The organism is Agrobacterium sp. fls2-241-TYG-188a (genome assembly GCF_030209845.1).
The window spans coordinates 1,215,046-1,231,495 of the sequence record NZ_JARVRD010000002.1 but is presented as its reverse complement, the minus strand read 5'-3'; the positions used below and the strand labels follow the sequence as shown (position 1 = coordinate 1,231,495).

Sequence of the window (16,450 nt, the reverse complement as noted above, 5' to 3'; positions counted from 1 at the left end):
CGCTTGCGTCATCCAAATACGACCGTGCCTATATCAAATGAAAGTTGTGGCAAAGCCTCTTCATCCCAACGTGCTTTTATCCTGCCGCTGGCAGTCACCATCGTGCTGTCCGTGCTCGGGAAATGCCTCGGCAATGTCAGACAGCGTGACGCTTGCAAATCTTCGGCGCAAAAGCTCTTCTGCCTCATTGAAGACGCCCTTCAACGTCCCGTTGACTGCCTGCTCGATAGGGCATCCGGGCATGTCATAGGCGGGTCCGACGGCAAAGATCGATGGCTCGCCAACGGCTTGGTAGACATCGAGAAGAGTGAGCTCGCTAAGGGGGCGTGCCAGTGTCCAGCCTCCGCCGTGACCCTTAACGGAGCTGACATAACCTCTGTCCCGCAAACCCGCCATCGTCCGCCTGATCACCACGGGATTGGCATCCAGCATATGAGCGATCATCTCGGAGGTCATCGCCCCGTCATGACGGCCCATATGAATAAGGACGTGAAGCATCCGTGAAAGCCGACTGTCCTGCCGCATGTTGTTTTCCTCATCGCACCTGGTGGAGGCACTCTAGCACAATCAATTTTCAAGTTACAATCGAAGTGTCGTGAAGCGTTGACATCAAAAATCACGACACTTATGATGTTGCGAGAAAAAGGAGTGTGTCATGAGCGAGAATATTTACGACGTCATCATAATAGGCGGCAGCTACGGGGGGCTCTCTGCGGCGATGCAGTTGGGGCGTGCCCGTCGAAAGGTGCTGATCATTGACGAAGGCAAAAGGCGCAATCGCTTTGCTTCACACTCACATGGGTTCATTACGCAAGATGGCGCGGATCCCGCAGCGATTGCCGCGAAAGCTCGCGAACAGGTCACGCGGTACAGCACGGTGGAATGGTTGGCGGGGCGCGCAGAGACCGCACAGCGCCGCGAAAATTCCGATGCAGAATCGTTTTCTTTCGAAGTAACTGTTGGGACAGATAAATTCATCTCCCGTCGTCTGGTGCTCGCTCTCGGGGTGAGGGACATTCTTCCCGGCATTTCCGGCTTGAGCGAGCGATGGGGAAAGAGCGTGTTTCATTGCCCCTATTGCCACGGCTATGAATTGAACCAGGGCGAGATCGGTGTTGTCGCCGGCTCGGAGCTTTCCCTGCACCACGCCTTGATGCTTCCTGATTGGGGGCCGACAACCTTGCTCGTCAACGGGGCATTTGAACCGAATTCGGATCAGGTCGCAGCCCTTGCAGCTCGTGGTGTTACCATTGATACAACGCCAGTGGAGGCGATTAGGGGCCACGCCGATGTGCAACTCGGCGACGGTCGCATTTTACCCTTTGCCGGTCTGTTTGCGCTTGCACCGTTCGAAATTGCAACATCGATCCCACAACAGCTCGGCCTCGATATGGAGCACGGACCTTTGGGCTCGACGATCAAGACCGATGCAATGAAGGCAACAAGCGCGCCCGGCATCTTCGCCTGCGGCGACGCCGCCCGTCCCATGGCATCGGTTGCTCTGGCTGTAGGCGACGGAAGCCTGGCGGGCGTCAATGCCCACAGATCATTGATGTTCGGACCAGGCTTGTTACGATGAGGCGGGGTGTGACTTCAGAGCGGATGGGGCAATTTTCTCAGGCCTTTGCACTGAAGTGACAGGAAACGGGTGGTCACGAAGAAAAAAATAGACGCCTGAAAAACGGCGGCAATCTGCTGCAAGCGATTCTAGGATTTCCACATGCTGTTTGATCTTCCTGACCCTGATACACTTTACGCCGCCCTGCTTGCCAGAAACGAAAGTTTCGACGGCCAAGCCTTTGTTTGCGTCTCGACAACCGGCGTTTTTTGCCGGTTGACGTGCCCTGCACGTAAGCCGAAGCGCGAGAACTGCACGTTCTATCCCACGATCGGCCAGTGCATCGAGGCTGGTTTCCGCCCTTGCAAGCGCTGCCATCCGCTTCAGGCCGCCGCGCTTGCAGATCCTGCAATTGCCGCCCTGCTGCAGGAACTGGACAAGCGTCCTTATCTGCGGTGGTCCGAGGACCACGTGGCAAAGCTCGGTTATGACCTCTCAACGGTGCGACGAAGCTTCAAGCGGCAATTCGGGATGACGTTTCTCGAAATGGCTCGCCAACGCCGCATACGAGAGGGCTTTGAGACGCTGGCTCTGGGCGGAAAGGTGATTACCGCGCAGCATGAGGCCAGCTTTGACTCTGCCAGCGCGTTTCGTGCCGCATTTGCTCGTCTGCTTGGGAAATCGCCAGCGGAGCTGCAATCCGATAAGCTGCTGCGGGCAACATGGATTCCAACGCCGCTTGGCGACATGATCGCCGTCAGTAGCCGAAACCACCTTCATCTTCTGGAATTCGTGGATCGAAAGGGGCTGCCCGCCGAGCTGAGAAAGCTTGAGCGAAACTCTAAAGAGGGCATCGGTATTGGCACCATGCCTCCTTCGGAGCAGGCTGCGGCAGAGCTTGCCGAGTACTTCGCTGCCCGCTCTGCCAGGTTTCTAACGCCACTCGCGGCACCGGCAAGCGCTTTTACCCAGCACGTTTGGGATGCCCTGCGGCAGATACCTGCAGGCGAAACCCGAAGCTACTCAGACATTGCCCGCCAGATCGGGCATCCTGCTGCCACACGCGCCGTGGCCCGTGCCAACGGCGCAAATCAAATAGCCATCATGATCCCTTGTCATCGCGTCATCGGGGCCGACGGTTCTCTGACCGGCTACGGTGGCGGGCTTTGGCGCAAGCAGCGACTGATTGAAATCGAGCGAGATCTCAAGAAGACGACCTGTTCGGCATCAACGGTCATCGATTAGCGTCAGGTGGCTGTCGACAGGGCAGGGCGGCGCTTGACGTCGCTGCCGCGCTCTCACTCACACCGAATGTCACGGCAAGAAACGGGTGGTCGCCGCCTTGCCCAGTCGGCTATGGCTAAGCTCCACGCAAGGAGCAAATCATGGGAATGTTGCAAGACAAGGTAGCCATCATCACAGGCGCATCATCCGGGATAGGTCGCGCGGCAGCGTTGCTGTTTGCTGGCGAAGGTGCTGCCGTCGTTCTCAACGCCAGAGGCGGTCCGGGTTTGGAAAAAGTCGCTGATACGATACGCGGTCAAGGCGGCAGAGCTCATATCCTGGCTGGTGACGTCAGTCGTGCGGAGACGCATGACGAACTCACCTCTGAAGCGCTGCAAATGTTCGGCGGTCTGGATATCGCTTTCAACAATGCTGGAATGGTTGGACCATTGAAACCACTTGCGGACGTTTCCGTGTCAGAATGGCAGGAGACGCTTGCCACAAACCTGACGTCAGCTTTCATGGCGAGCCGAAGCCAGATCCCCGCGATGCTCGAAAGGGGCGGCGGCTCCATCATATTCACATCCAGTTTTGTGGGAACCAGTGTCGGTCTTCCGGCAATGGGTGCCTATGCGGCTTCGAAGGCGGGATTGATGGGGCTGGTAAAGGGCATCACTGCGGACTATGCGAGCAGTGGGATCAGGGCCAATGCCCTGCTGCCCGGCGGATCGGATACTGCGATGGCTGGCGATCACGCGCAGAAGGAGTGGGCCGCCGGCCTTCATGCCATGAAACGCATTGCGCAACCGGAAGAAATCGCGAAAGCCGCGCTGTTTCTTGCCAGCCCAATGGCAAGCTTTGTCGCCGGTTCTGCATTATTCGCAGATGGTGGAAACTCGGCCGTCAAATAGGCATGAGCTCTCACGAGAAGGCGCGACCGGTGTTAAAACACACCGGTCGCGGGCAGTGGCGTTAGCCCTTGATGAAGGCGAGCAGATCAGCATTCAGCACATCGGCATTGACCGTCAGCATACCATGCGAGAAACCAGGGTAGGTCTTCAGCGTGCCGTTCTTCAACAGCTTGACCGACTTGTGGGCCGAGTCAGCGATCGGGACGATCTGGTCGTCTTCGCCGTGCAGAACCAGTGTCGGAACGCTGATGTTTTTCAGGTCTTCCGTCTGGTCCGTTTCGGAGAAAGCCTTGATGCCGTCATAATGGGCCTTCGCGCCACCCATCATGCCCTGACGCCACCAGTTCTGGATCACGCCTTCATGCACTGTCGCGCCATCGCGATTGAAGCCATAGAAAGGACCAGCCGGAACATCGCGGAAGAACTGTGCGCGGTTGGCAGCAAGTGCGGAGCGGAAGCCATCGAAGACTTCCATGGGCAGGCCTTCCGGATTGGAGGCGGTCTTGACCATGATTGGCGGAACGGCAGAAACGAGAACCGCCTTGGCAACGCGACCGGCAGGCTCGCCATGCTTGGCCACGTAGCGCGCAACTTCACCGCCGCCGGTGGAGTGACCGATGTGAACGGCGTTCTTCAGGTCCAGCGCTTCAACGACCGCGAAGGCGTCGGAAGCGTAGTGGTCCATGTCGTGACCTTCCGAAACCTGGGCAGAACGGCCATGACCGCGTCGGTCATGCGCTACCACACGGTAGCCCTTGGAAAGGAAGAACAGCATCTGCGCATCCCAATCGTCCGAAGACAGCGGCCAGCCATGATGGAAGACGATCGGCTGTGCGTCCTTTGGACCCCAGTCTTTGTAGAAGATTTCAGTGCCGTCCTTGGTCGTTACGAATGCGCTGCTCATGGTATGATCTCCTATTGAAGTTGATTGGATTTGTGGTTGCGCGAAGGCGAGCGAGGTGAGGTTCAGGCTCGCAATGGCCGCGCTTCCAATTAACAGGTTGCGTCTCGACACCGAGAAGTCGTCTTGAAAAGATGCCATCTTCGTCTGTTCCTTGCGCCTTGGGAGTTGCTTTTGACTTGAGCAAACTAACGCGGTGACCTAATGCTGCCACGTGGCAGAAATGACTTTATCGGTGGCAAAAGCGACAATGCGTAAGAACGAACAAAAACTGATCGAGATTGGCCTTCTGATCTACCCCGGATGCCAACTCGCTGCGATCTACGGGCTTACAGACCTGTTTCGTATTGCTTGCGAGTGGTACCCGGATATGCTTACCGCCGCCAATCGACCTTCGTTGAGAGTCAGTCACTGGACGCTGGAGGAGGGTGGTGTTCACTGTACATGGGATTCTCATTCAGACAAACCTCATGTACTCGACTACATCATTTCTCCACCCAGCATCATCATGCCCGAGAAAATGGAGAGAATGGCGCCAGCATCCGAGTGGATATCAACGCATCACGCAAAGGGTGCCATCGTCTGCTCCGTCTGCGCGGGCGCTTTTGTTCTGGCGGAAACCGGATTGATCGACGGCAGGCGGGCAACGACCCATTGGGCCTTTGCAGACAGGCTGGCAGAGCAGTTTCCGAACATCAGTGTTGCTTCTGAACATATGATCATTGACGATGGCGATGTGATCACCGCGGGCGGAATCCTTGCTTGGGCTGATCTGGGTCTTCTCATCGTCGAAAAACTTTTAGGGCAGGCGGTAATGCTCGAGACTGCCCGCTTCCTCATCGTCGATCCGCCTCGTCGCAGCCAGAGCCGTTACAAGACTTTCATACCTCGCTTCGACCATGGGGACGCTGATGTGGTTCATCTTCAGCACCAGTTCCATGCGGCACCCGAGCTACAAAAGTCCATCGCCGCCTTGGCAGACAGCGTCAATCTTTCCGAGCGAACACTCCAGCGGCGCTTCTTTCGCGCAACGGGATTGAAGGTGACAGAGTACCTTCAAAATGTCCGTATCATGAAAGCGCGGCAACTGCTTGAGACGACGAACAATTCCGTGGAGAGCATTGCCTGGACGGTTGGCTACGCGGATCCGGCAGCATTCCGCAAAATATTCGCCCGACTTACCGGCGCGACGCCCAATACCTATAGAGGAAGTGCGAAATCTAATTGAAGAGCGGATGAGCGAGCGGGCCGCAGATCTGCAATGATTCAACGGTCTACCAGTTTGACGTCGACATTTGGCTGCTCACTGTCGATTTGATCAGTACGGCAAGAGGCGACACTGTGATGTGGACGAAACGCACCCAAAGCCAATTATCGCATAAGATAGATTATGGAACTTTTTGATCGATGTGGTTGTCAGGATTGCTATATCTTTGGCAATCGATAGAAACATTAAATCAATGCCTTATAGCGAATTTCTCATGTTCTATATTTCTCCCGAGGTTTCCCTACGACGGATTTCTAGTTCTTCGCTGTAGCGCCTGAGCGTGTGGCTTTCTGTGAGTTGGCCCACTGGTCTGTTTTCGATTTTGTCGTTGACGACGGCCAGTGCTTCGCTTTCCGTGGCGTCGAAGGCTGCTGCGGCCTGGCGGGCGTTCATTGTTGGCAGAAGAACATCGCTCTTGTATCGCAGATAGCTCTCAAGGCTGATTGTCTTGGAGTCTCGCTCCATCGGGTCGGCGTAGATTTCCGGTACCAGGATGATCCCGGCGTAACGTCCGTCGTCGTGTGTCATGATCACGCGTTGGGTTGAGCCAAGCGGGTATTTCTCCTTGAAGGCCGCAAGGCCGATGCTGACGCGCTCTTTGCGAATGTCGGCGCGCATCATCTTGCCAACTGTCAGATCACGGATCCAGCCAATGTCGTGCGCGCTGCGGATGCTTTCGCCCCGAAGATGAAAACGCCAGGTCGCGAAGGAATAGCCGAAGGTGGTGCGTACCACCAGCGAAGTGGTCATCACGGCAGCGAGGACGAGAACAGTGATCTGGAAGTCGCCGGTCAATTCCAGCGCCAGGAATGTCATGGTCAAAGGCCCGCCAATGATGGCAGCGGCAAAGGCGCTCATGCCGATGACGGCATAGACGACGGGCTGCGTGTCGCCGTAACCGATATAAGGTGCGCAAATCGCGAAAATCTTGCCCAGCAGAGAGCCCATGAACAGCGACGCGAAGAACAGGCCTCCGCGGAAACTGGAGCCGATGGAAATCGCGCTGGCGGAAGCTTTGAGAAGGAAAAGTCCCGCGAGGCCCGCAATCGTCATATCTGCATTGAGGTTGATGTGGAGCGCGCCGTGCCCGCTGGAAAGAACCTGCGGCGAAATCAGCGCCAATGCTCCAACAACAATCCCACCCATGGCCGGTCTTAGCCAGATGGGTATGCGGCTTTTCCTGGCTGTCTCTTCAATAAATGAAACCGCCTGCATGAGAATGATGCCGATGCCGGCGCAGACAGCACCGAGGAAAATTGCCGGAACGTAATCGGGCGGCGTAACGGTGTTTGAGCCAGCAATATCGATGCTGAGCCCATGCTGCGATAAAAGTCCGGTGACGATCGTTGCGACCAAGGCGGATACGACCAGCGGCGCCAGCGTGACGATCGTGTAAGTGCCTATAATCAGTTCAATGGCGTAGAACGCACCCGTCAACGGAGCATTGAAGGCTGCTGCAATAGCTCCGGCGGCACCACAACCGACGAGTATGCGCATGTCCCCTCGCCTCAGCTTCAGGTTCAGGCCGAGCTTGGATGCGATGCCGCTGGCCACCTGCGTATAGCCGGCTTCCAGGCCAACCGATGCCCCGAAGCCGTTCGAGATGATGTTCTGTACGCAGACGATGACACTATCCGTGAGTGATAAGCGACCACCGTGCAAAGCGTTGGCTTCGATCGGGTCGATCATCGGTTTTTTGCGTGTCTTTGAGATCACGAAGATCATGACGCCCAGAATGATGCCGCCAGCGAGCGGGCCTACCAGGACAATGTAGCCGGAAAGATCACTGCTGCTCAACCGCTCGACGCCAAAGACAAGGACATGGAGCGCCGTCGTTATAGCGCCAATCAGAGCAACGAAAAGACCGGCTGCGGCGCCGACGAAGATGGCGAGAACGACAAGTGCAACTTCGCCGCGCCGGAACACGGCGCGCAGTCTGCTGGAGCGAAGATTGTCGAAGAAGCTTGCCATACTGGGAGCACGGAAAGGCTTGGACGACATGTTGATTCCTCCGGCGAATTGCTGTGCCTCTGGTCGCCACTCCAGCAAATATAGGCCGTTGGTGCGCTGCTGTTTTCAGTTCAAACCGTCAGGTCGCCCGAGACTTCAAGTTCAAACTGCATCTGGTCGTAGCCCGGTTCCACGTGCTCAGGTGTTTCGCGCATGACTATGTCATAATCGAGAGGCGTATGCATGTGGGTTAGGATGGCGCGGCGGGGGCGAAGTTTTCCAATCCACTCCAGCGCTTGCTCCATGGAGAGATGGCTTGGATGATAGCGATATTGCAGCGTATCGATGACCATCACGTCAAGCCCGCTCAACTTTAAAACGGAGTCCGCCGGAAAGTCGCTGACATCGGTGCAATAAGCGACGGAGCCGATGCGAAATCCGAGTGAGTGCGTGTCGCCATGCTGCTGCATGTGCGGCGCGAAAGAGATCGCCCCGCCTTCACCCGTAATGGTGATTGGCGTGTCCAGGTCCTCGATCAGATGAGGCTCGACGATTGGCGGATAATTGCTGCCCGGCGGCGTTTCGAGGCAGTAGGGAAAGCCATCGCGAATGCGCTGCATCGTCGCTACGTCGGCATAGATGGGGATTCGCTTGCGTGTCGAGATGAAGAAGCCGCGCAGATCGTCTATGCCATGTAGGTGATCGGCGTGAGCGTGGGTGTAGAGCACAGCGTCGATATGCGTGACCCTTGCGGCAATCAGCTGCGTGCGTAGATCAGGCCCTGTGTCGATGACGACGGTGGTGGTACCGCCATCCGGCGCAATCTGCTCAACCATGAATGCGGCACGGGTGCGCTGGTTCTTGGGATTGTCGGGATTGCAATCGCCCCAGTCCCCGTTGATGCGCGGCACTCCGGGAGAAGAACCACAACCGAGTATCGTGAACCTCCGCCGAAAGCCTGCCACAGCTACACCTTCGTCATCTTGGAGAAGCAGCGAAATGCATTCTGGGTGGTCAGTTCAGCCATTTGCTCGTAGGAGATGCCATGGACTTCTGCCAGGACTTCTGCCGTGTTGACGACATAGGAGGGTTCATTGCGTTTGCCGCGCCAGCGCTTCGGTGCGAGATAGGGCGCGTCCGTTTCCACCAGCAACCGGTCCACGGGGATGGTGGCTGCGATGTCGCGAATGTCCTGAGACTTCGGGAATGTGAGAATGCCGGAAAACGACACGTAACCGCCGAGTTCTACCCCGGCTTGCGCCAACGCCGGGCCCGCTGAAAAGCAATGCAGGATGAAGGGGAAAGCACCCTTCCCGCTTTCTTCCCGCAAAATCGCAATCATGTCGTCATCAGCGCTGCGGCTGTGGATGACGAGCGGAAGTTGGGTGATGCGCGCTGCCTCGATGTGGCGTCGCAGGCCGGTTTTCTGGTCTTCCGGCTTCTGCGTGTCGTAGAAATAGTCCAGCCCCGCCTCGCCGATCGCCACGATCTTTTCATGGCTGTTGGCAAGCCGGACCAGATATTCAGCGGTAATGTCGAGTTCTTCGTCGGCATTGTTGGGATGCGTGCCAACGGAACAAAAGACCGACGGGTATTTCTCCGCGATCTTCAGCAATTCCGGCAGCCGGGCGACGCGGGTGGAGATCGTCACCATCTGGCTGACGCCGGATGCGTGAGCGCGTGCGATGATATCGTCGCGCTCCGCATCGAAATCGGCGAAGTCCAGATGGCAATGGGTATCGATCAGCATCTGCGTTAAGCCTCTGGCGCCACATAGCGCGGAAACACCGGCTTTGGTGCCTCAAGCGGAGTGCCCGGAACGAGACGCCCACCCTCACCCAAGGCTGCGAAGTCGCGCTTGTCGGCAGGTGCGGCAACGAGGTCCAGCAGCTTTTCACAGGAGCCGGGCATGAAGGGCTGCAGCAGAATGCCGATCTGGCGAACCACCTCTGCCGTCACGTACAGGACTGTGCCCATGCGCTCCGGGTCGGTCTTTTTCAGAGCCCAGGGTTCCTGGCCCGCGAAATAGCGGTCCGTTTCGGAAACAACGGCGATAATGGCGGCCAGCGCCTTGTGGATCATCTGCCGGTTCATTTCTTCGCGGCATGTTGCCTGCAGGGCGTCAGCCGCGGCCAGCATCGCCTTGTCTTCATCGGTAAAGGCGCCGGGTGTCGGCACCTGTCCGTCGCAGTTCTTGACGATCATCGACAAGGAGCGGCTGGCGAGATTGCCGATACCATTTGCCAGATCTGCATTGATGCGCGTGGCGATGCCCTCTTCGCTGTAGCTGCCATCCTGTCCGAAAGACACTTCGCGCAGGAAGAAGTAGCGCACCTGATCCAGACCAAAATGGTTGACCAGATTGACGGGATCGACAACGTTGCCAACCGACTTCGACATCTTCTCGCCCTTGTTGAGCAAAAAGCCATGGGCATAGACGCGCTTTGGCAGCGGCAGGCCGGCGCTCATGAGGAATGCAGGCCAGTATACGGCGTGGAAGCGGATGATATCCTTGCCGATGATATGAACGTCGGCAGGCCAGTACTTCGCGCGAGCGCCGTTCTTGTCTTCGATATAGCCGGTCGCGGTGATGTAGTTGGTCAGTGCGTCGACCCAGACATACATCACGTGCTTTGGATCATCCGGTACCTTGATGCCCCAATCAAACGTGGTGCGCGATACCGAGAGGTCCTTGAGCCCGGATTTGACGAAGGAGATGATCTCGTTGCGTCGCTCTGCGGGACCGATGAAATCCGGCTGATCCTCATAGAGCTTCAACAGCTTGTCCTGATACTCGGAGAGTTTGAAGAAGTAGCTTTCTTCCTCGACCCATTCGACCGGCGACCCCTGGGGTCCATAGCGAACGCCATCGGCGCGGACTTCCGTCTCGTCCTCGGCGCAATAGGCTTCGTCGCGCACGGAATACCAGCCAGCATAGCTGTCCTTATAGATGTCGCCCTTCTGCGCCATCAATTTCCAGATGTTGCGCGACGTCTCATGGTGACGCTCTTCCGTTGTACGGATGAAATCGTCATTGGAGGCATTGAGCAGCTTGCCCATTTCGCGGAACTGATCGGAGTTGCGCTGTGCCAGTTCTTCAGGCGTGATGCCCTCGGCGCGCGCCGTTTGCTGCATCTTCTGGCCATGCTCGTCCGTGCCGGTCAGAAAGAAGACGTCCTTTCCGTCCAGACGCTGAAACCGCGCCATGGCATCCGTCGCGATCAGTTCATAGGCATGGCCGATATGCGGCTTGCCATTTGGGTAGGAAATCGCTGTTGTGATGTAGAAAGGTGTCTTGTCTGTCATGACGCTCGATCGATTTTTACGGACTGTTTTTGAGATAGACCGCTCTTAGCCTATTGTTCGCACAAGCGAAAGCGAAAGCCGTAAAATTGTCCGGCTTCAGGCCGAGCGCATGTCTTCAAGGATGGAAAGCACCATCTGCTTCTTGTCGAGATTATAGGCCTGAGCAATTGTGATGCGCTCCGTCAAGGATGACGACAGGCGGGCGTGGCGCTCTGCGGTGCTGAGGTCTCCAGCCATGGCCGCCGCCCTCGCCCGCTCCATCAGCGCTTCGGTCGCATGTTCCATGAAGAAGCCGAGCACGATATCACCGTCTTTTTGCGCCAGAACATCGGCCAGCTTGTGCATCTGCTTGCGGGCTGAAGGCCCGGTCGCCGTCATGACCTCGCCGAAGACATCGATAATATCCGAGCCGCCGTAATTGAGCAGTTTCAGCGCCTGGGAAACGCTGCCCTTGGATGCTTCCAGAAGCGTATCGCGCTTTTCCGCAGACATGGAAAGGCCCAGATGCTGAAGTGCCTTTTCCATGTCGTCATTGCCCAAGGGAGCAAGACGCAGGGGCATACAGCGTGAGCGAATTGTGGGCAGCAGCTTTCCCGGCGCATGGGAAAGCACGAGGAACAGCGCCCGCTTCGGCGGCTCTTCCAGAATCTTAAGGATCGCGTTTGCCGCATTGCGGTTAAGGTCGTCGGCCGGGTCGATGATAACGATGCGCCAGTTGCCGGTGCCAGATGTTTGCGAAAAGAAATGCCCTGCCCTGCGTACTTCGTCCACCGTAATAGCCGACTTGACCTTGCCGGTTTTCTCATCGACTGGTCGCGTCAAATGCAGCAGATTGTGCGAGGCACCGGACGAAATCTGGCGGCTGACGACAGAGTCCATATCGGGGTCCGCCAGCCGCTCCGGCGCTTCCGATGGCTCCGGGTGAGACAGGACATGGTTGGCAAAGCGAAAGGCCAGCGTTGCCTTGCCGATGCCTTCCGGCCCCTCGATCAAAATGGCATGGTGGCCTTTACCCGAGCGATAAGACTGCGCGAGAAAAAGCTCGGCCTCTTCGTGGCCGAACAATCTGGTGTTTTCCTGCGGCGCTATTGCGCCATCCAGCACGCCCGGTGTCTCGCTCATTCCGCTACGTCCGAAATGGCGGACAATTTGGAAACCATTGGCTCAACGAAGGACAGCACGTCTTCCGCCACCTTTTCCTGCGGCTGTTCGGCATTGACGATACGACAGCGGCGCGGCTCGTTGAGTGCTATGTCGAGATAGGCTTCGCGGCGCTTTTCATGCGTTTCCAGCTCTTCCTTTTCGAAGCGATCGGGTGTCGCGCCAATATCGGCACGTTTGCGCGCTCTCGCCAGTCCTGCCGTGGCGGCAATGTCGAAGATCAGGGTCAGGTCCGGCATCGTCCCGTCAATTGCGATGCGTTGAAGTGTCTCGATGAATTCCGGCTCAAGATTGCCCGTTGTGCCCTGATAGACGCGAGAAGAATCAAGGAAGCGGTCACACAGGACAACCGCGCCTCTCTGCAACGCCGGACGTATGACCTCTTCGACATGGTCATTGCGCGCGGCGGCAAACAGCATTGCTTCCATTCGCACGCCGAAGGGTTCGGCAGCGCCCGAGAGAAGAACATGCCGAACTGCCTCCGCGCCGGGAGATCCGCCCGGCTCCCGCGTCACGACGACTTCAAGCCCACGCGCACGCAAGGTCTCGGCAAGAACACGAATCTGGGTGGATTTGCCTGCGCCCTCTCCACCTTCGAAGCTAATGAACAATCCGGTATTTTCGGGCAATGTTTCTTCCTGACTAAAGCACTCTGTGCCGATTTGTATTTAACGCATATCGCCCGGTTGCGAAACCATGAAGACTACAGCCAGAAAAACAGCAGTTCTTTCAATGCGCCAGTCGCGTTCTGAGTGAGTGTGCCCTTGGCGACGGCCTGCTGCGTGTAAAGCGGTACCTCACGCAGAAGCTTCTCTCCAGAAAATATTCTCAGCGTTGCGGCCTTGTGATCAGCTTCAAGCGGGGCGTTGAGCGGCCAGTTATAGACGATGCGACCCGAAAGTCTTTCGGGATTGTTGATCGGCACCAGCACGCTGACGTCCTCATGCACGGCAAGATCGATGGATGACACCGCCCCGCCATACACGGCAATTGTCCCGACGGCCTCTCGATCCTTGAAGAGATTGCGCTTTTCAAAAGCCGTCAGACCCCATTCAACGACGCGTCGCGCCTCTTCCTGTCTGGTCTTGTCATCCGGCAGGCCTGCGAGCGCGAGATAGATGCGCCTGCTGTCACGTTCTGCCGAAACCACCGTGGAGAAGCCTTGGCCCTCGGCAAAGCCAAGGCCCATCCCGTCTATACCATTGCCAAGAAGCGAGTTCTTGTTTCGCTGGAAAATCCGGTTCCATTCGAAGTCTGGCTTGCTGAACAGGCCGTAGCGATCGCCGAAGCTGCGATGAATGTGGCTGGCGAGAACCACCATGTCTTTTGCGGTGGTCTGGCTGACCTGATCGGGCAATCCGGTTGAGTTTGCGAAGGAACTGTTGGCCATGCCGAGCTCTTTCGCCCGAGCCGTCATCCTCTTGGCAAATGCGCCGTCGGATCCCGCCATCCCCTCAGCCACAATCAGGCAGCCGTCATTGGCGTTCTGTACGATGATGCCCGTCAGCAGGTCATTGATGCTGACCGAGGATTTCAGCGCTGCAAACATGGTGGAAGTGCGTGACGGCGCGCCGCCGGTACGCCAGGCATATTCGGAAACCGGATAGCTGGTTTCAGGGCTTACCTCACCCTTCGAAAGCGCGCTGACAACGAGCTCCACCGTCATGAGTTTGGCAAGGGATGCGGGCGGAAACGGGGTGTTCTCATTGACCGAAAGAAGGACCGTGCCCGTCTCTGCATCGATCATGTAGGCCTGCTGCGCCTTGGTAACGACCGGGGCCGTCTGCGCATTCGCAGCCACTGCACCAATGTTCAGACAAACGGCAGCAAGAACAGCAGATCTAAGATATCGTTTGATTGTTTCGCGCATCAGGACGTTGCCCGCCGTCATAAGTTGTTAAGCCTGCGTGACCTGGTTTGATCGACGTTGCCGCCCCGGCGACACGCCTCTCCAGAATCATGACGCAGGCTGGCATAGTATGCGCAACACTTCGAAAAAGGGCAAAGCTCAGCGAGCCTTGCCCTGCTTGTTTTTCACGAATGACAGGATCGACTGTTCCGTCAGTTCACCACGTTTGACGAGAACGGCGTCAAATGCGCTTGCCGACTTTGAAACAGGTGCATCCTCAGAATAGGCAGAGGCAAATCGTGCCGAGGGTGCTGGCGCGCGAAGATAGTTGCCCTCCGGCCGTTCGGTGATGAATGGACCGATTTCCGGCAGGATAACGAACTGCTCAGCACCCTGTCCCATGACTGGGGCTGGTCCATTGACCAACGGCATGGCCTGCAGTGCCTGGCTCTTCTTGGAGCCGACCAGTGCCATCTGCGCGGAGCCGCCATAGGCGGGGCTCTGCGGAATAGGAATATTGTTAGGCGAAGCGGAAGCAACCATGACGCCTGTTGCGATCTGCCCCTCGGGGTTGATGCCCGGTCCACGCGCGCCCTTCGGCACGTAGGATGCCATCAGATAAGGCATGTCATGCCCATCGAGCGGAGCACGCCCGACATATTGAACGCGCACACTGGCAGTGCCCGTTCGCTTCATGTCCAAAAGATCGGCCGTCTTGCTGGACACGTCGATAAGGCGACCCTCGTGGAAAGGCCCGCGGTCGTTGACGCGAACGATGACGGAAGAGCCGTTCTCGACATTGGTGACGCGAGCGTAGCTGGGAAGCGGAAATGTAGGATGGGCAGCTGACAGGTGTTCCTTGTCATAGGCCTCACCATTGGCCGTCAAACGCCCATGGAATGCGGAACCGTACCAGGATGCCAGACCGGATTTGTCGTAGTTCTGTTCTTCCTTGGGGAAGTAACGGCGGCCTTTGACGGTGTAGGCATTCCCGACGAGGAAACGACCGCCGCCCTTAGGAATGTTTGCACCATCAGCCACACGCGGGCTTGCCTTTACGCCATACTCGGACTCGGAAAAATATTCCTTGCTGCGCTTCGGCTTGGTCTCAGTTTTCGACGTCGTCGAACAGGATGCTGTCGCTGCACAGAGAACGGCAAGGCCGAGCCATCTGGCGCTCACACCAACTTTCATAAACGTGGAATTCAAATCCTATGCCCCGTGCTGCTGCTGGATCGTCTTTCGACAATCCCTCTCTCGCCTCGATGGATATGCCCCTGACACCGAAGCACCTAACAGGCCCTTAATCTTGCCCGCAACATGGCGAAATTGCGAATGGCACATGCGATTTCGATAAAATTGTACGCAACGTGGTTAACCATTGGTTGACGCCCAGCCTGTGGAGACCTTGCGCATTGCGCCTTCAGATGGATTGACGGAACGACGCAAACAGTTGTAAAGCCTCGCTGGAAACGGATGGGTGTCCGAGTGGTTTAAGGAACCGGTCTTGAAAACCGGCGTGCGGGAGACCGTACCGTGGGTTCGAATCCCACCCCATCCGCCAGCATGTTCAGACTGCTGAAATTATGGCGTCCCGTTGGCGCGTTGCCACCACAATCATTGATAGTAAACGGCTGCTTTCGTTGTGGCAAAGCGGGTCACGTGCGTTTTACGGTCGGATCGATAGGTAAGTTGGGATCTCGTCAAAAGCAGTTGTGAGTCCAGTGCCGCCCTTTATAAGGTGCGCTTAAAATCGTGATTCTTGAAAGGCGTTTGCAGTATGTGGATTGAAGTGACGGCGGTGAGTAACAATCAGAAGCTGGCTATCAATTTTGATCATGTCACGCAGATTTCTCCGCTTTCCCAGGGCACGCTGGTGCTGCGGGCTGGAAATGAGCGGGTTCATGTCATGGAGAGCTATGACTATATCGTCGCCCGTCTTCATGCGGCGGCGCCGAAGTAAGGTTATATGCCGGCAAAAACGGCGGCGAGAGCAAGGGCCGCTGGCACGGATTGAACGAACAGGATCTTTCTGCTGGCCGTCGCGGCACCAAACAGCCCCGCGACAAGGATGCAGGTCAGGAAGAACACTGAAAACAGGTATCCCTCCTCGCCTTGCATCACGCCGAATAAGAGACCTGCGGCGAGAAATCCATTATAGAGCCCCTGATTGGCGGCCAAGACCTTGCTGGACTTTGCAAATTCTTCCGTAAGACCGAAAGCCCTGCGCCCTGCGGGTTTTGTCCAGAGAGCCGTCTGCAGGACCAATATATAAATATGCAAGACGGCAATCAGCACGATCAATAGACTGGCAATCAATATA

Annotated in this window: 16 protein-coding genes and 1 tRNA gene; 6 read left to right on the top strand and 11 right to left on the bottom strand. The window is 56.9% G+C overall.

Annotation, left to right across the window (positions count from 1 at the left end; translation table 11 throughout):
• Window positions 1-60: 60 nt before the first annotated feature.
• Window positions 61-525, bottom strand: coding sequence for an Rrf2 family transcriptional regulator (locus QRN85_RS12685; RefSeq protein ID WP_062589640.1), 465 nt, complete (start codon window positions 523-525; stop codon window positions 61-63).
• Between the two features lie 130 nt (window positions 526-655).
• Here QRN85_RS12685 and QRN85_RS12680 point away from each other — a divergent pair, with 130 nt between their 5' ends.
• The 3 genes from QRN85_RS12680 to QRN85_RS12670 all read left to right on the top strand — a co-directional run bounded on the left by QRN85_RS12680 (window position 656) and on the right by QRN85_RS12670 (window position 3,693).
• Complete coding sequence (locus QRN85_RS12680) at window positions 656-1,579, top strand: NAD(P)/FAD-dependent oxidoreductase (RefSeq protein ID WP_284758349.1); 924 nt, start codon at window positions 656-658, stop codon at window positions 1,577-1,579.
• Between the two features lie 141 nt (window positions 1,580-1,720).
• Entirely contained in the window at window positions 1,721-2,803 is a 1,083-nt protein-coding gene (locus QRN85_RS12675) for a bifunctional transcriptional activator/DNA repair enzyme AdaA (RefSeq protein ID WP_284758347.1), read from the top strand.
• Between the two features lie 140 nt (window positions 2,804-2,943).
• Window positions 2,944-3,693, top strand: a complete 750-nt coding sequence (locus tag QRN85_RS12670) for an SDR family oxidoreductase (protein WP_284758345.1) — start codon at window positions 2,944-2,946, stop codon at window positions 3,691-3,693.
• Window positions 3,694-3,754: 61 nt separating this feature from the next.
• Here QRN85_RS12670 and QRN85_RS12665 read toward each other — a convergent pair whose 3' ends face one another.
• Complete coding sequence (locus tag QRN85_RS12665) at window positions 3,755-4,597, bottom strand: alpha/beta fold hydrolase (protein ID WP_062589644.1); 843 nt, start codon at window positions 4,595-4,597, stop codon at window positions 3,755-3,757.
• Between the two features lie 220 nt (window positions 4,598-4,817).
• Here QRN85_RS12665 and QRN85_RS12660 point away from each other — a divergent pair, with 220 nt between their 5' ends.
• Complete coding sequence (locus tag QRN85_RS12660; RefSeq protein ID WP_284758865.1) at window positions 4,818-5,822, top strand: GlxA family transcriptional regulator; 1,005 nt, start codon at window positions 4,818-4,820, stop codon at window positions 5,820-5,822.
• A 258-nt stretch (window positions 5,823-6,080) separates the two neighbouring features.
• Here QRN85_RS12660 and QRN85_RS12655 read toward each other — a convergent pair whose 3' ends face one another.
• From QRN85_RS12655 to QRN85_RS12620, 8 genes are all read right to left on the bottom strand, one after another.
• The gene (locus QRN85_RS12655; RefSeq protein WP_112963554.1) at window positions 6,081-7,862 is read right to left on the bottom strand and encodes a chloride channel protein; all 1,782 of its coding nucleotides are present in this window, start codon (window positions 7,860-7,862) and stop codon (window positions 6,081-6,083) included.
• Between the two features lie 80 nt (window positions 7,863-7,942).
• Window positions 7,943-8,776: an MBL fold metallo-hydrolase gene (locus QRN85_RS12650; RefSeq protein WP_284758343.1), complete on the bottom strand. Its 834-nt coding sequence runs from the start codon at window positions 8,774-8,776 to the stop codon at window positions 7,943-7,945.
• Between the two features lie 2 nt (window positions 8,777-8,778).
• A complete protein-coding gene (locus QRN85_RS12645; RefSeq protein ID WP_284758342.1) occupies window positions 8,779-9,561 on the bottom strand; it encodes a TatD family hydrolase in 783 nt (260 codons plus the stop codon).
• 5 nt (window positions 9,562-9,566) lie between these two features.
• Entirely contained in the window at window positions 9,567-11,117 is a 1,551-nt protein-coding gene (gene metG / locus QRN85_RS12640) for a methionine--tRNA ligase (protein ID WP_113219503.1), read from the bottom strand.
• 96 nt (window positions 11,118-11,213) lie between these two features.
• Window positions 11,214-12,239, bottom strand: a complete 1,026-nt coding sequence (locus tag QRN85_RS12635; RefSeq protein WP_284758339.1) for a DNA polymerase III subunit delta' — start codon at window positions 12,237-12,239, stop codon at window positions 11,214-11,216.
• Window positions 12,236-12,907: a dTMP kinase gene (gene tmk / locus QRN85_RS12630; RefSeq protein ID WP_284758336.1), complete on the bottom strand. Its 672-nt coding sequence runs from the start codon at window positions 12,905-12,907 to the stop codon at window positions 12,236-12,238. Before tmk ends, QRN85_RS12635 begins: the two co-directional genes overlap by 4 nt.
• Before the next feature lie 74 nt (window positions 12,908-12,981).
• On the bottom strand, window positions 12,982-14,148 hold the full coding sequence (locus QRN85_RS12625; protein ID WP_284758334.1) for a D-alanyl-D-alanine carboxypeptidase family protein: 1,167 nt from the start codon (window positions 14,146-14,148) through the stop codon (window positions 12,982-12,984).
• 138 nt (window positions 14,149-14,286) lie between these two features.
• A complete protein-coding gene (locus QRN85_RS12620; protein ID WP_284758333.1) occupies window positions 14,287-15,336 on the bottom strand; it encodes a septal ring lytic transglycosylase RlpA family protein in 1,050 nt (349 codons plus the stop codon).
• 265 nt (window positions 15,337-15,601) lie between these two features.
• On the opposite strand from QRN85_RS12620, the gene QRN85_RS12615 reads away from it, so the two are divergent.
• Window positions 15,602-15,691: transfer RNA gene (locus tag QRN85_RS12615), tRNA-Ser, on the top strand.
• A gap of 216 nt (window positions 15,692-15,907) precedes the next feature.
• On the top strand, window positions 15,908-16,090 hold the full coding sequence (locus tag QRN85_RS12610; protein ID WP_112963547.1) for a hypothetical protein: 183 nt from the start codon (window positions 15,908-15,910) through the stop codon (window positions 16,088-16,090).
• 2 nt (window positions 16,091-16,092) lie between these two features.
• Here QRN85_RS12610 and QRN85_RS12605 read toward each other — a convergent pair whose 3' ends face one another.
• On the bottom strand, window positions 16,093-16,446 hold the full coding sequence (locus QRN85_RS12605) for a DUF1304 domain-containing protein (protein WP_284758330.1): 354 nt from the start codon (window positions 16,444-16,446) through the stop codon (window positions 16,093-16,095).
• Window positions 16,447-16,450 lie beyond the last annotated feature (4 nt).